This window comes from Aminobacter niigataensis (assembly GCF_014200015.1).
In the GTDB taxonomy this organism is placed as follows: domain Bacteria; phylum Pseudomonadota; class Alphaproteobacteria; order Rhizobiales; family Rhizobiaceae; genus Aminobacter; species Aminobacter niigataensis.
Map to the genome: position 1 here is coordinate 209,277 of NZ_JACHOT010000002.1, position 13,986 is coordinate 223,262.

13 protein-coding genes are annotated in these 13,986 nt (G+C 64.6%); 4 read left to right on the plus strand and 9 right to left on the minus strand.

Features of this window, described 5'->3' with window-relative positions; translation table 11 throughout:
- Window positions 1-23: 23 nt before the first annotated feature.
- The 8 genes from GGQ99_RS10780 to GGQ99_RS10815 form a co-directional block, all read right to left on the minus strand.
- On the minus strand, window positions 24-860 hold the full coding sequence (locus tag GGQ99_RS10780) for an inositol monophosphatase family protein (RefSeq protein WP_183262540.1): 837 nt from the start codon (window positions 858-860) through the stop codon (window positions 24-26).
- Between the two features lie 132 nt (window positions 861-992).
- Window positions 993-1,871 carry an inositol monophosphatase family protein gene (locus GGQ99_RS10785; RefSeq protein WP_183262541.1) on the minus strand — a complete coding sequence of 293 codons (879 nt, stop codon included), beginning with the start codon at window positions 1,869-1,871 and terminating at the stop codon, window positions 993-995.
- Complete coding sequence (locus GGQ99_RS10790) at window positions 1,868-2,677, minus strand: HAD family hydrolase (RefSeq protein WP_246389550.1); 810 nt, start codon at window positions 2,675-2,677, stop codon at window positions 1,868-1,870. The genes GGQ99_RS10785 and GGQ99_RS10790 overlap by 4 nt, the downstream gene beginning before the upstream one ends.
- A 75-nt stretch (window positions 2,678-2,752) precedes the next feature.
- Entirely contained in the window at window positions 2,753-3,895 is a 1,143-nt protein-coding gene (locus GGQ99_RS10795) for an ABC transporter substrate-binding protein (protein WP_108606705.1), read from the minus strand.
- A 65-nt stretch (window positions 3,896-3,960) separates the two neighbouring features.
- Window positions 3,961-5,088: an ABC transporter substrate-binding protein gene (locus GGQ99_RS10800; RefSeq protein WP_183262542.1), complete on the minus strand. Its 1,128-nt coding sequence runs from the start codon at window positions 5,086-5,088 to the stop codon at window positions 3,961-3,963.
- A 101-nt stretch (window positions 5,089-5,189) separates the two neighbouring features.
- Complete coding sequence (locus GGQ99_RS10805; RefSeq protein WP_108606703.1) at window positions 5,190-6,320, minus strand: ABC transporter ATP-binding protein; 1,131 nt, start codon at window positions 6,318-6,320, stop codon at window positions 5,190-5,192.
- 1 nt (window position 6,321) lies between these two features.
- Entirely contained in the window at window positions 6,322-8,085 is a 1,764-nt protein-coding gene (locus tag GGQ99_RS10810) for an ABC transporter permease (RefSeq protein ID WP_210307859.1), read from the minus strand.
- 610 nt (window positions 8,086-8,695) lie between these two features.
- Window positions 8,696-9,157, minus strand: a complete 462-nt coding sequence (locus GGQ99_RS10815) for a L,D-transpeptidase (RefSeq protein WP_183262543.1) — start codon at window positions 9,155-9,157, stop codon at window positions 8,696-8,698.
- A gap of 368 nt (window positions 9,158-9,525) precedes the next feature.
- On the opposite strand from GGQ99_RS10815, the gene GGQ99_RS10820 reads away from it, so the two are divergent.
- Entirely contained in the window at window positions 9,526-9,840 is a 315-nt protein-coding gene (locus GGQ99_RS10820; RefSeq protein ID WP_108606701.1) for a hypothetical protein, read from the plus strand.
- A 49-nt stretch (window positions 9,841-9,889) separates the two neighbouring features.
- Window positions 9,890-10,054, plus strand: a complete 165-nt coding sequence (locus GGQ99_RS10825) for a hypothetical protein (RefSeq protein ID WP_183262544.1) — start codon at window positions 9,890-9,892, stop codon at window positions 10,052-10,054.
- A gap of 22 nt (window positions 10,055-10,076) precedes the next feature.
- On the opposite strand, the gene GGQ99_RS10830 is transcribed toward GGQ99_RS10825, so the two are convergent.
- Window positions 10,077-10,799: a response regulator transcription factor gene (locus tag GGQ99_RS10830; protein ID WP_183262545.1), complete on the minus strand. Its 723-nt coding sequence runs from the start codon at window positions 10,797-10,799 to the stop codon at window positions 10,077-10,079.
- A gap of 199 nt (window positions 10,800-10,998) precedes the next feature.
- Here GGQ99_RS10830 and GGQ99_RS10835 point away from each other — a divergent pair, with 199 nt between their 5' ends.
- Together GGQ99_RS10835 and GGQ99_RS10840 are read left to right on the plus strand one after the other, a co-directional pair.
- A complete protein-coding gene (locus tag GGQ99_RS10835; RefSeq protein ID WP_183262546.1) occupies window positions 10,999-11,778 on the plus strand; it encodes a response regulator in 780 nt (259 codons plus the stop codon).
- A gap of 26 nt (window positions 11,779-11,804) precedes the next feature.
- Window positions 11,805-13,892: a PAS domain S-box protein gene (locus GGQ99_RS10840; RefSeq protein WP_183262547.1), complete on the plus strand. Its 2,088-nt coding sequence runs from the start codon at window positions 11,805-11,807 to the stop codon at window positions 13,890-13,892.
- Window positions 13,893-13,986 lie beyond the last annotated feature (94 nt).

Below are 13,986 nucleotides of genomic sequence, written 5' to 3' on the forward strand. Positions count from 1 at the left end.
CGTTTGTCGTTGTCCGGCGGCCGTCAGCGCGCGCCTTCGAGGCTGATGCCCGTTGCTTCGCTGATGCCTTGTGCCACGCCCGGTGCCGCTGCCAGCACCGCCCCGCCCTTGGTCAGGCCGTCGAGCGAAAGAAACGGTGCGACCACGCCGCCGGCTTCCTTGACCAGCAGAAGCCCGGCCAGGCAGTCCCAGGCATGCATGTGAAGTTCGGCATAGGCATCGGAGCGGCCGTCGGCGACATAGGCGAGGCCGAGCGCGCCGGAGGCGCCGCGCCGTACATTGGCGCCGCGCTCCAGGATGTTGGACAGCACTTCGAGGTAGCGCTTGTTTGTCTTGCGGTTCGACCAGCCGAACTCGACGCAGGCGGCGTCGAAATCGCGGGTCTTGGATACCGAGATCGGCTTGCCGTCGCGAGTCGCGCCCTCGCCCCGCCTGGCGAAGTAGAACTCGTCGAGCGCCGGATTGTAGATCGCACCGATCTCGATCTCGCCATTGCGCACGAAGGCGATGGAGATGCAGAAATGCGGGATGTCGCGGGCAAAATTTGCCGTGCCGTCGATCGGGTCCACGACCCACACGTCGGACTTGATCGCGCCACCGGTTTCCTCGCCGAGGAAGCCGTCTTCGGGAAACGCCTCCGCGATGCGCGCCTTGAGGTGGCGCTCCACCGCCGCATCGGTCTCGGTCAGAAAATCCTGCGGCCCCTTCATGCCGAAGCCCGGCGTCCTGTTCCTGAAGCCGTCGAGCGCCACCGCACCTGCGGACCTTGCAATCTCGCGGCAGAAGGCGGCACGCCGGTCCAGCTCAGCTTCGGCATCAGGCTTTGGGGCGACTGCGTGAACGGTCATGTCAATGCTCATTGGTGATTTCCGGGGTCAGATTGCACACGTGTGCAAATTCGTCAACGCCGCAGGATGAATAATGTTTTGCCGATGCACCGAAGATCATGGGATAGCAACGTGACCGCCGATGCACAGCCGTGCCGGACACGCTCATGCCACGCTTCCCGCCATCGAAAGTTTCGGCCTGGCGGCCTTCGCGGCCTCGCGGCCATCAGAGATTTCGCGAGCCACCCGCATCAGTGTCGGATAGTCGGCGCCGTCGCCGAGCGCGACATAGCCCGGGCACATGAAATCAGGCACGCCGGCGCCCACCTTGCCGAGGGTCAGGGGGTGATAACTGCCCCCAGCCTGCTTGAGAATGAGAACCGCCGCCGCCACATCCCATGGGTTGGAGCCGAACCCGGCGGAGGCATCTACCCAGCCCGCTGCGACATGGCAGAGGCTGAGCGCCCCGCTGCCTGGCCGGCGCAATGTCGAAAACGTCTCGGCCAGCACGCCGAAATTCGCCAGCGCCTGTTCGCGTCCGTCGAGCCTGAGGTCGCGCGCCACCGGATAGCCGGTGATCAGCGTTGCATGGCGTTCGTCGGCTATGGCGCGCGATTGCAGCGGCTCGCCGTTCAGCCAGGCGCCGGAAAGATCGGCCGAAAACAGCATGCCGGCGACAGGGTCGTAGACCGCGCCGGCGACGATCTCGCCATCGATCGCAACCCCGACCGAAACGCACCAGAAGGCAAATCCGCGGGCGAAATTCGAGGTGCCGTCGATCGGATCGACATACCAGCGCACCCGGCCCACACCGCTCTCGCCGGCCTCCTCGCCGACCACGACGGAGTCGGGCACCTCGCCGAGGATGAAGGCGCGGATCGCCACCTCCGCTTCCTTGTCGTGCCTGGTCACCACGTCGTGCAGGTCGACCTTGTAGTCGACCGCCATGTTGGAGCGGAATGCCGCCAAAAGCGGCTCGCGCATCAGCTGCGATGCCTGTTCGGCGACCGCCCGCAGGCGCCTCGATTCGTCTATTTCGATCATGCCGCAATCCCGCGCGTGGCTTCACGGAACAGACCGAGCAGCCCGACCGGATCGGCAACGATGGCGTCCGGCTTGAGCTTCAGCTCGTAGGGCAGATCGTAAGTTCCCTTGTCTTCCATCAGGATGTTGCCGCCGATGCCGGCACGCTTGCCGCACAGCACGTCGCGGTCAAAATTGTCGCCGACATACCAGGCCTCGGACGGCTCGATGCCAAGCGCCCGCGTCGCCAGCCAGATCATTTCCGGGTTGGGCTTGCGCACCTTCACCTCGTCGCTGTGGACGACCGTGGCGAACCGCGCGGTCAGCCCGTGGGCGTCGAGGAAGTCGACATGCACCTTGCCGCACAACGCATTACTGACGATGCCCACCGGCACGCCGGCCGCGTCCGCCGCATCGAGCAGGTCGAGCATGCCGCTGCGCAGGATGCGCTCACTCTTCCAGTTGCCCATCTTGCAGCAGAGATCGTAGGCCTCGGCGACGACGACGTCCCGCGCCTGTTGCGGCCAGTCGCCGGCAACGAAATCTCCCCAGAACTCCTCGTGCCGCAGTTCGCGCGGTGCCAACGGCCGCGACATCGCATTCTTCCAATGCGAGTCGGCCACGCCACCTGCCTTGATGTCATCGGCGATCTGCTCGGCCGAAAGTTCGGGCGCCGCCATGCCGGCCTTGTCGAGCAGGCCGCGTACGTGCCCGGCCAGCCGCGCCTGCCAGCCCGGCAGATGCGCCGTCGACACGATCACACCACCGAAATCGAGCAGCAGTGCCCTGGGTGGCGCGAGCTTTCGCCCCGAACTTTTCGACATCATCAAATCTCCATTTGCCAGTGGAAAAAAGCGGGACGGAGCCGAAGGAGAAGGGCCCCGTCCCTAGCCACCGGGAAGCTATTTCTTGTAGGCGAGGCGCCACAGATCCTGCCAATCTTGGCGCGCATCCCAGTCTTCGAGTGCCGTCGAGGCGTCGTATTGCTGCAACCTGTCCAGCACCTTGCCGATGCCCGAGGGCTCATCGGCGGGCAGGCCGATATCAGGGTTGGTCGGCAGCTTGCCGTCCTTCACCTGCGGCGCGATGCCTTCCTCGGTCAGGATGTAGTGGATGAACAGCTTGGCCGCGTTCGGGCTCTTGGTGCCGGTGGCGATCAGCCCGAGCTTGACGTAAGTCCAGCCCGGCCATGGCTCCAGCCCCTCGCACAGGCCGAGCTTGAAGCCCTTGTCGGCATTGTCGCGGAACTTGGCCGAACTCATCAGTCCGAAGAACGGCTCCTTCTGGCCCGGCGCACCCACGCTTTCCGATATTGCATCGTCGGAGTCGGAAAGCAGGGGGGCATTGCCGGCGAAGGCCTTGACCCAGGCGGCCGTGGCGCTGTCTTCGCCGACCTCGATCTCCTTGCCGAAATGCGCCTTGTAGGCGGCCTTCATCTTGTCGTCGTCATGCGTCGCCGTCTGGTTGAACCAGTCGGGATAGGTGCCCTTCGACAATGGATCGTAGAAGGCGACCTTGCCCTTCCACTTGGGGTCGGTGAGCTCCCAGATGTTCTTCACCGGGCAGGCGTCATGGACTTCCGTGTTGTAGGCCCAGACGCTGGCATTGGTGGTGATCGCCAGCGGGTCCTGGAACTTGGCCGGGATCTTGTCGGCCATGTCCGGCGGCAGGTAGCTCTCGACGAATTTCTGCGGCAGCAGCTGCGCAAGGCCTGCTGGCGCATCGGTGATCAGCACCACGTCGCCCTTGACGTTCTTGGCCTGGCCCTCGCGCACGATCATCTCCAGCTGCGCGCTCGCCGACACCTTGATGCCGGTCGCCTTCACCCCGTATTTGGCGGTGAAGTTCTCGGCCATTTCGACGATCTTGCCGGTGCTGTCGTAGATGTTGATCGGCGCTTCCTTCTTCGCCGCTTCGACCAGCGCATTGAGGTCGAAGGCCTCGGCGCGCGCCGGTGCCGACGCCATCACGCTAGCTGCCATCATCCCGGCCAGCGCCGTCGTCGCCAGTGCAACTTTCCTACTCGTTTCAAATGCCGGCTTCATTGTTTCCTCCCGAAAAATCCGGCTGAAACGCGCCCGGCCGAACGCCGGGCGCGCAATCGCAAGCACTATTTCTTGTAGTTGATGCGCCACAGGTCCTGCCAATCCTGGCGCGCGTCCCAGTCGCCCTGGGCCGACGCCGAGTCGTAGGGGAAGATCTGGTCCAGCGCCTTGCCGATGCCTGAGGGCTCGTCGTCAGGCAGCTTGGCGTCGCTGTTGGTCGACATCTTGCCGTCGGCCGCCTGCGGTGCGATGCCTTCCTCGGTCATCAGGTAGTGGATGAACAGCTTGGAAGCGTTTGGGCTGTCGGTGCCCTTGGCGATGAAGCCGAGGCTCGGATACATCCAGCCGGCGAAGGGTTTGAGCCCTGTGCACAGGCCGAGCTTGGAGCCGACGTCCTGGTTGTTGCGGAACTTGGCCGAGCTGATCAGCCCGATGAACTGTTCCTTCTGGTCGGGTGCGCCGACAGCCTGCGCAGCTCCTTCATCGGCGTCGGTCAACAGCGGGCCGTTGGCAGCCAGCGCCTTGACCCAGGCCGCGGTAGCGCCCTCCTCGTCGGTCACCAGATCCTTGCCAAAATATTCCTTGTAGGCCGCAGCCACCTTGTCGTCGGCATTGGTCGCCATCTGGTTGAACCAGTCGACATAGGACGCCTTGTTCAGCGGGTCCTGCATGGCGAGCTTGCCCTTCCACTTGGCTTCCGTCAGCTCCCAGATGTTCTTGACCGGGCAGCTTTCGTTGAGCTGGGTGTTATAGGCAAAGACGTTGGCCTCGTTGGAGACGGTCAGCGGGTTCTGGTACTGCGCCGGGATCTTGTCGGCGAGGTCCGGCGGCAGCCAGCTGTCGACGAAGCCCTGCGGCACCAGTTGCGCCACGCCAGCCGGCACGTCGCTGATCTGGATCACGTCGCCCTGCACGTTCTTGGCCTGGCCCTCGCGGATCACCATCTCCAGCTGGGCTGCGGCATTGGCCTTGGTGCCGGTCGCCTGCACGCCGTACTTCTTGGTGAAGTTCTCGGCCTGCTTCACGATCTTGCCGGTACTGGAATAGACATTGATCGGCGGCTCCTTCTTCGCCGCCTCGATCAGCGCGTTGAGGTCGAACTCCTCGGCCTGAGCGGCACTTGCAAACAGGCCGGCAGCGACGCCCAGCGCCGTCGCAGCAAGGAGCCGTTTCACATCGAAATGTCTGCTCATCTTTTCCTCCCTCTGTCGGGCCGGCGCCATGCCGGCCGTCTCGTTTCCCGATAGTCCTGCTTCATTTCCGGCGGACGGTCCTCCACCGCCCGCCGAACCTCTCAATGCAGCTTGGCCGGCCGCATCAGCCTGTCTGCCGCCTCCACGCGCTGGCCGGCCTTGTCGAAGACATGCAGAGCCTTGGGCTTGACCCACCAGGTCACGGCCTCGCCGACCTCGACCTCAGGCGATTGGTGCGTGGTCAAGAACAGCTTTTCGCCGGCGGCGGTCAGCTCGATGATCCAGCTGCCGCCCGTGGGCAGGATACCGGTCACCTCGGCCTTGCCCGACAGCGCCCCTTCCGAGACGCCGCGCTCGTCGTCTGCAAGGCGGATCGCTTCCGGCCGGATGCCGATCGAGCCCGCATCCAGTAGATCGGCGAAGTGCGAGCCGAGATAGGCATTGGCCAGCCGCGACACCTCCGACTTTGCATCGCCGAGTTCGACGATGTTGATCGGCGGGTTGCCGACGAACTGCGCCACGAAGCGGTTGGCCGGGCGGTCGTAGATGTCGTTGGGCGTGCCGACCTGCTGCAGTTGGCCCTCGCTCATGACGGCGATGGTGGTGGCGAGCGTCATCGCTTCCCACTGGTCGTGGGTCACGAACACGATCGTCGTCTTGAACTCGGCGTGCAGGCGCTTGAGCTCGGCGCGCATCTCGAGCCGAAGTGCCGCGTCGAGGTTCGACAGCGGCTCGTCGAGCAGCAGCACCTCCGGGTTGACCGCCAGCATGCGGGCCAAGGCCACGCGCTGCTGCTGGCCGCCCGACAGCTGCGACGGGTAGCGGTCGCGGTACTTCTCGATGCCGAGCGTCTTCATTACCTGGTCGACGCGCTGCTCACGCTCGGCCTTGGGCATCTTGCGCAGCCGCAGGCCGAAATCGGTGTTGCGCTCGATGGTCAGATGCGGCCACAGCGCGTAGCTCTGGAACACCAGCCCCATCTCGCGGCGCTCCGGCGGCACGAACACGCCCTCGACGACCGAGTCGACGACGCGGGGCCCGACGCGGATTTCGCCTGCCGTCAGGTGCTCCAGCCCGGCGATCATGCGCAACGTCGTGGTCTTGCCGCAGCCGGAGGGCCCCAACAGGCACATGAATTCGCCGTCACCTATTTCGAGGTCGAGGTCGGCCACCGCATTGGCCGAGTTGCCGCCGTAGTTCTTCTCGACGCCGCTCAGGTTGATCTTCGGCATGTCAGTTCCCCAGTCCTTGCGCGAGATTGGTCTTGGTCAACTTCTGGCCGAGCAGCGCGCCGAAATAGGCGAGGCCGGCGATGATGAGCACGACGGCGTTGGCGGCCTGCGTGTAGTGGTAGTCGACGAGCCTGAGTGAATAGGTGGTCAGCACGTCGGTCGACGGCACGGCCAGCACGACGAACAGGCTGAGGCCCTTGATGCCCGAGATGAAGGGCAGCAGGATGCCCGTCGTCAGCGACCCTTTCTGGATCGGGATGACGATCGAGGTCATGCGGCGGAACCAGCCGGCGCCGGCGATCTGCGCCGCCTCCTCCGGATCCTTGCCGAGCTGCGTCATCGCCGCGATGCCGGCGCGCGAGGCATAGGGCATCTGGTCGGCGATCAGCGCCAGCATCAGGATCAGCGTCGTGCCGTAAAGCGCCGGGATCGGCCCGCGCGGCACGGCAAACAGCGAGAGATAGGCAGCCGCAAAGGCGATGCCCGGCACCAGATAGGGCAGGAACGTCACCTGGCGCAGGAAGGTGCCGAGCGGCTTCACCGGGGTACGCGCCACGACATAACCGACCAGCAACCCGAGGATGCCGGATGTGATCGAGGCGACGCCGACGATGCGCAGGCTGTTCCACGCCGCGTTCCACAGGTCGGGGCTGAGCAGGATGCCGGTCTGTAGCGCCACCGTGTTGAGGTTGGTGCCGATCCAGTAGTCGAGCGTGAAATTGTCGAGGTTGAACTGGCCCGGCACCCGCATGATCGTGGACAGGAAAAGCGTGCCGATCGGCAGGCCGACGCTGAGCACGAACATCAGCGCGGCGAAACCGGTTGCCGGCATGCGCAGGATGCCGAGCGGGCTCAGCCGGTTCATCGAGCCTTTGGAACCGATGGTCACGAAGCGGCGCGCTTCCCGCATCAGCCGGGCATCGATGGTGATGGTGATGATGCCGATCAGCATGATGGCGCCGGCCAGCACCGCACCGACGCCGACCTGGCGCGATGAGATGTTCTGGTAGAGCGAGGTCGCCAGCACGTCGAAATTGACCGGCAGGCCGAGCACGTAGGGCACGCCGAACTCGCCGAGGCACTTGGCGAAGATCAGAACCATCGCCGACATCAGCGACGGGCGCATCAGCGGCATGATGATCTTGCTCGCCACCGTCAGCCTGTTGGCGCCCAGGATGCGGGCCGAGTCCTCGAGCTGCGAGTCGAAGCGGCGCAGCGCATTGCCGAACAAGAGGATGACGAAAGGCGAATAGTGCAGCGCCAGGATGATCGTCACCGGCAGTTGGCCATAGGACAGCCAGTCCGGCGGCGAAAAACCTATGGATTCCAACCAGCCGGGCTGGCCGCCGACGGTGCGGTTCTTGAACAAGGTCGTCCAGGCCAGCGCAAACGTCCAGGCCGGCAGCATGTAGGGCACGATGAGGGCCGTGGCGAACCAGCGGCGGCCGAACATATCGGTACGGCTGAGCAGCCAGGCGAGCGTGCCGCCGACCAGCATCGACAGTACGATCGCGCCGGCTGCCACGCTCAGCGTGTTGACCAGCGGTTCCCAGAACAGGTCGTGCGAAATGCGCGAGAGGAAGACGCGGTCGATATAGTACCAGGTGAGCTCGCCGACATCCTGCTTGATGCGGCGCTCGTCGCCGAACTGCACCCGCATCGCGTCGGACAGCATCGAGATGATCGGCACGACGATGAGATAGGCAAACAGCGCCGCGGCCAAAACGCCGATGATCGTCGTCGGCTCGCGCAGAGCCACCTTCATCCGGTAGCGCAGGCGCTGGCCTCGCGTCGGCGCGGCAAGCCGCGATGTGCCAGAGTTGCGGCGCACGGGCGCCGGCTTGGCCGATGTTTGGGCTGATGTCTGGGCAGGGCCGCTCACGAAGCGCCCCTCCTGATGCCGGCCTGGCCGGGACCATGGCCGCGGCCGCAGTCCATCGGACGCAGAGCCAGGCCTTCATGCGATGGCACGAACATGCATTCTCCTCCACTGGGCGCCTCTGGCTGGGCTCGGCCGGACTATGTCCGGCGCTCCTCGCCGCCCTTGCTTCAGGCGCGCCCGCCCTTCTCCGGGCAGGACGGCACATCGCTGTGCCTGTTGGCATATTCATTCCATCCGCGGTACGTCCGTGTCAATCCGGATTATCCATTTTTTTGCACAGGCGTGCAAATCGATGCGACTTGCTTGAAATCCTTTGTTTTTCTTACCTATGGCGGACATGTATCCGGCGACGCCGCATATCTCATGGGAAAATTGTGCACTGCCGTGCAACTATCGGTTTCCGAACAGTCGGCGCAGCAAAAAGCCCACCCGGGAACGGCGCAACGGCCGATCCTGGGCAGGCTTTGAAGCTCCAGCCGGATAGCCGGCGAGCCTACTTGACGATCTGGATGCTCGTGTTCGACGAGCCGAAGGCCTCGACCAACTCGTAGAAATCCTCGGCATGGTCAGGATGCAGCCGCACGCAGCCATGCGACGCCGGCCGGCCGAGGCGGTTGATCTGGCTGGTGGCATGCACGGCATAGCCGCCGTTGAAGAACACCGAGTGCGGCATCGGCGCGTTGTCGTATTTTCGCGAGTACCACATCTCGTGCATGCGTATCGGCTTGTAGGAACCCTTCGGCGTGACATAGCCCTTGCCGCCGGTGGAGACCTTCCAGACGAAGGTCGTCCGCCCGTCGATCATGACATGCATCCGCTGTTCGCCGATCGACACTCGGGCGACGATCTTGCTCGCCGCCTGCGCAGCACCCTGCCCGGCTCCAAGAAGAAGTGCGGCACCCGTCATGGCGACGGCCGTGATGTTGATGAACCGGGCGGAAAGGACGAACTGCATGTCTTGCTCCATCTGCCGGCCCGCGCCGGACGTTGAACTGATGGGCAGCGTTATGCGCGCTCCGTGTTTCATTAACATTTCGTTTGAGCTTGTTTCTCGTTTCGATTGTGTTTCATGACTTATACACGCGGTTTCAGAATCTGATCGAACCGCTACCGGAAACTGGCAGGCGAACGGCCCTGAAAGCCACTGGTCTACGGCGTGACGCGCCTCCCTCACCCCACGATCGATGAAAAAGAGGCCGCCACGGCAGGGATCCGCAACAGCATTGCAACAATTGAAGCCGTGCCGGACCCATCCGGCGGCATCTTCCCGATACAGCCGCCCGCCAAATTCACTCCCGACGAAACGAACGTTGCGAAAGTAGGATGGGCGCGAAACGGTCGACAGCAAGATGGTTCCTGCGGGTGGGCGTCGCTACGGCGATACTGTCGGGGATCGGAATTCTGGCCGACCCGGGCAACGCCATGGCAGCGGATTTGCTGCCGGTGCAGGACATGGCGCCGGCAGCCCACGCCATTCTTGCCTTCGCAACAGCATTGTTCGTCGCAACTCTGCACATCGGCCGGGTCCATGGGCGTGGGTGCCTGGCCTGGGTGAGCAGAACCTCGCGCGTCACTCGCAGCGAGGACAGGATACCCGCGCCGTCCACGGCAGGTCAGGCGGCGCGGGTATTCGGTTGATTGCAGGCCGGCACCACTAACCCCTGGGACGAAAACGGAACCCACGACCATGAAGAACAAATTCGTCGCATCCGTGCTTTCGGCACTTCTCTACACCCAGGGGCTTCTAGGCTTTGCCGCAGTGGCGAGCGTGCTCCTGAAGGACAGGGCCCACGCCGAAACGATGCCCATCGTCGGAACGGCCGTACCGGCCGCAGCCGCGCCGGCGCGCTGAAATCTTGGTCGCCGCAGCGACGTCAGCTCGGATTTTCGGTTGGAGCAGAGCCGGCCTCCTGGCCGGCCGCTTTTGTCGGCGGATCGAACCTGTAGCCCGATCCGCGGATGGTGGTGATGCTTTCCGTATCGAGTTTGCGGCGCAGGCGCACGATGCGCGAGTCGATCGAGCGGTCGAAGGCATCGGCGCTCTCGGCCGGCGCCGCAGCCATGATGTCGTCGCGCGTCAGCACTTTCCGCGGCTGCGACAGGAACAGCTTGAGCAGGGCGATCTGGCCTGGCGACAGTTGCTCCTCCTCGCCGGAACGATGCATCACCAGCGCCGACCGCAGGTCGACGGTCGAATTCTCCAGCACCACCAATTCCTGGGTGCCGCGTCCCCGGCGCGCCAGGAGGCCGCCGATGCGCGCGGCGAGCTCTCTGACATTGAGAGGGCTCTCCACGACATCGGCGGCGCCGAGCTCCAGCGCCAGCACCTTGTCGACCAGTTCGGTCGGCCGGCAGATCAGGATGAAGTCGGGTCCGCCCTCGCCGCCAAAGGCGCGCAGCAGGTCGCGGCCCTGCGATGGCGTCAGGCCATCGCCCACGACAACCACGTCGATGCCTTTGGCCGAAAGCAGCGACTCGGCTTCCCACAGCCGACGCGCCGTGCGCACGTCATGGCCACGCCGGTCGAGATGATCGGTCAGGTCGGAGGCAACGACCTCCGCTATGGCAACAAGTGCTACGACCGATCTTCCAGCCATGTTCCATCCCGCAGCGACAGTGTCGTCGCGACCATTGCCTGCCGGTCCGGTCTTGTCGCCGCTCCCAGGGGCAAGAAGATGCCGCGGGACGCGCTTGGCCGGGGATGGATCCCCAGTCTGGACGTCCGAAGCCTCTATCCGCCCCTAACGAGGCACAACGCCGTTAGCAACTGCCCACGCCAAATGATCACTGGACATCATGTTTATACCCAATCTACTTTCCGCCGATAGCGGAGGCGAGACTAAACTGCGCGCTCGGATTGTCATCGTCGAAGATGAGCCCGACCTGAGGGATGCCGTGGCCGAGTACCTCGGCGCGAACGGCTTTGACGTGACCGCCGTCGAAAGCGCAGCTGCCATGCGGGCGCTGGTCGAGACCGAACAGTTCCAGCTTGCCATTCTCGACATCGCCATGCCCGGCGAAGACGGCCTGTCGCTCGGCCGCTGGCTACGCTCCAGGATGCCCATCGGCATCATCTACGCCACCGCCGCAGGCACCGCGCTCGACCGGATCGTCGGGCTCGAGATCGGCGCCGACGACTACATGGTCAAACCCTATGAATTGCGCGAGCTTCTCGCGCGTGTCCGCAGCGTCATCCGGCGCGTGCCGCAGCCCGAAAGCTTCAGACAGTCGTTCCTCGCCGCCCAGCCGCCACGCCGCACCATCGCCTTCGGCCCGTTCCAGGCCGATCTCGACGGCCGCCTGGTCACGGGCAGCGCGGGTGCCATCATCGACATGGCCAAGAGCGAATTCGACATGCTCGAGGTCTTCCTGACCCGGCCAAACAGGCTGCTCAGCCGCGCCACGATCTCGGAGGCCATCGGTTTCGCCGAGGACCCCGAATCCTCGCGCGCCGTCGACATCCGCATCATGCGGCTGAGAAAGAAGATCGAGGACGATCCGGCGAACCCGAAATTTTTGCGCACCGTGCGCGGGGAAGGCTATATCTTCTCCCTGCCAGGCAGCGAAGGCTACTGACGCCTCCGGCCCCGCCAGGAACCGCGATGACCTTGTTGACCGTCTCACGCACCGACAATCCGTCGGGCACGCCGAGCCCCACAATTGTGGCGGGGCAGATCGTGCGTCGTCTGCGGCAGGCCCAGGATTGGCAGATCGAGATCGACCATATCCTGGAATCCTTTGCGCGCGGCTTCGGCGGCCATCGCACCATCCTGTTCAGGCTGCGCGACCTGCCCGGCCAGGGCTTCGCGCAGTCGATCGCCGCCTATTGGGTCGACCCGAAGATCGACGCCTTCGCCGCGCCTCCGACGACGATCAACCAGGCGCTGGTGGAATCCGACCCGCTGCTCGAACGCCTCGCCGAGGAAGGCCGCCAGGGCAAGATCTTCGCCGGGCTGACGCGCGACCTGACCGGCTTCCTGCGCAACGATTTCGAACAGCAGCACATCAAGTCCTTCCTTTCGGTGGCGGTATCGGCACACGGCCATCTCTGGGGCACGCTGGCGGTCAACGATTGCATCGTCGAACGCAACTGGACCGACGACGAAATCGCCGCCCTCGAAATCATCGCCGCAGCCCTTGGCGACGCCGTCGAACGCTCGCTGTCGGAGTATCATGTCAGCGAGATCATCCGCCGCACCATGTTGCAGGCCTCCCTCGACGCGATCATGGTGGTCGACGAGACCGGCTCGATCATCGAGTTCAACCCGGCCGCCGAAAAGATGTTCGGCTGGACGCGCGACGAAGTCCTCGGCAAGGATCTGCTCGATACGGTCATCCCCACCTACTACCGCAAGGGCTACAACAACGGCGCCGAGTACCTCGCCGGCCGCGGTTCGCCGATGGTCGGACACCGGCTCGAGACGGTGACCCAGAATGCTGCCGGCGAGATCATTCCGATCGAACTCACGGCCAACGAGATGCGGCTTGCCGACCGGCGGCTGATCCTCGGTTCCATCCGCGACCTCAGGGAAAAGCATCACGCCGAGGAAGAGATCAACCGCCAGCGCGAAAAGCTGCACCAGAACGAGAAGATGGCGGCCATGGGCTCGCTGCTCGCCGGCGTCTCGCACGAACTCAACAACCCGCTCGCGGTTGTTGTTGCCCAGTCGACGCTGCTGCACGAGTTTGCCCCCGACCCGCAAACCAAGTTGCGGGCCGAAAAGGTGCGCGCAGCCGCCGAGCGCTGTGGCCGCATCGTCAAGAGTTTCCTTGGCATGGTTCGCTTGCACCCCACCGCACGCTCCGAGACGGACCTCAACCAGGTCATCCGCGCCGCCCTCGAAGTGACCGCCTATGGCGCGCGTTCGAGCGGCATCAGCATCGACACCGACCTTGCGCCCGGTCCCTTGAGCGTCATGGCCGACGCCGACCATATGACCCAGGTGGCAGCCAACTTCCTGGTCAACAGCCAGCACGCCCTTGCCGCCGCCAGCGATCTGCGCAGCATCAAGGTCCGGACCTTCCGCAATGCCGACGGCAGCGCCGGTTTCTCGGTCGAAGACTCAGGCCCCGGCATCGCCGAGGCGATCCGCGACCGCATCTTCGAGTCCTATTTCACCACCAAGCCGGTCGGCGTCGGCACCGGCATCGGCCTGTCCATCTCCAAAGCCATCGTCGACCGCCACAACGGCAAGATCTGGTTCGAGCCGGTGGAGCCGGCCGGCGCGCGTTTCGTCGTCGAGCTTCCGCCGATGGGGGCCGGTCACAGCGCGGTCATGGAATCCGTCCCCAAGTCGAGCGGCCTGCGCCACGCGGTCATCATCGACGACGAGCCTGACGTCGCCGGCTCGCTGTCCGACATCCTCGAACTGATGGGCGTCAAGGCCCGCATCGTCTCGACCTGGGATTCGGACGCCGAAGCACTGCTCGATCAGCCGGTCGACATCATCTTCTCGGACCTGCGCATGCCCGACCGGAGCGGCATCACCATCTTTCGCGAGATCGTCGGCAAGCAGCCCGACATGGCGCAGCGTTTCGTGCTCGTCACCGGCGACCTGATCGGCGCCAAGGCCGAGCTCGAGCAACTGCCGCCGAACCTCAAGCCGCACATTCTGGAAAAGCCGTTCAGCACCTTCGACGTGCGCAGCGCCCTCAGTGCGGTCAGCGACCAGGTCGCGGACAACGAGTAAGCGCGATCCCGATCCAAGCGCTGCGTAGCGAACGCGGGTACGGAGCAAAAAAAGCCCCCACGGCCGAAGCCGCGGGGGCAGGTACGCGCTGGAG

Coding starts and splice junctions, on each gene's coding strand:
- GGQ99_RS10830 (WP_183262545.1), bottom strand. CDS start 10,799: ATGGCTGGAAGATCGGTCGTAGCACTTGTTGCCATAGCGGAGGTCGTT.
- GGQ99_RS10780 (WP_183262540.1), bottom strand. CDS start 860: ATGAGCATTGACATGACCGTTCACGCAGTCGCCCCAAAGCCTGATGCC.
- GGQ99_RS10795 (WP_108606705.1), bottom strand. CDS start 3,895: ATGAAGCCGGCATTTGAAACGAGTAGGAAAGTTGCACTGGCGACGACG.
- GGQ99_RS10785 (WP_183262541.1), bottom strand. CDS start 1,871: ATGATCGAAATAGACGAATCGAGGCGCCTGCGGGCGGTCGCCGAACAG.
- GGQ99_RS10790 (WP_246389550.1), bottom strand. CDS start 2,677: ATGATGTCGAAAAGTTCGGGGCGAAAGCTCGCGCCACCCAGGGCACTG.
- GGQ99_RS10825 (WP_183262544.1), top strand. CDS start 9,890: ATGAAGAACAAATTCGTCGCATCCGTGCTTTCGGCACTTCTCTACACC.
- GGQ99_RS10815 (WP_183262543.1), bottom strand. CDS start 9,157: ATGCAGTTCGTCCTTTCCGCCCGGTTCATCAACATCACGGCCGTCGCC.
- GGQ99_RS10805 (WP_108606703.1), bottom strand. CDS start 6,320: ATGCCGAAGATCAACCTGAGCGGCGTCGAGAAGAACTACGGCGGCAAC.
- GGQ99_RS10840 (WP_183262547.1), top strand. CDS start 11,805: ATGACCTTGTTGACCGTCTCACGCACCGACAATCCGTCGGGCACGCCG.
- GGQ99_RS10835 (WP_183262546.1), top strand. CDS start 10,999: ATGTTTATACCCAATCTACTTTCCGCCGATAGCGGAGGCGAGACTAAA.
- GGQ99_RS10810 (WP_210307859.1), bottom strand. CDS start 8,085: ATGAAGGTGGCTCTGCGCGAGCCGACGACGATCATCGGCGTTTTGGCC.
- GGQ99_RS10820 (WP_108606701.1), top strand. CDS start 9,526: ATGGGCGCGAAACGGTCGACAGCAAGATGGTTCCTGCGGGTGGGCGTC.
- GGQ99_RS10800 (WP_183262542.1), bottom strand. CDS start 5,088: ATGAGCAGACATTTCGATGTGAAACGGCTCCTTGCTGCGACGGCGCTG.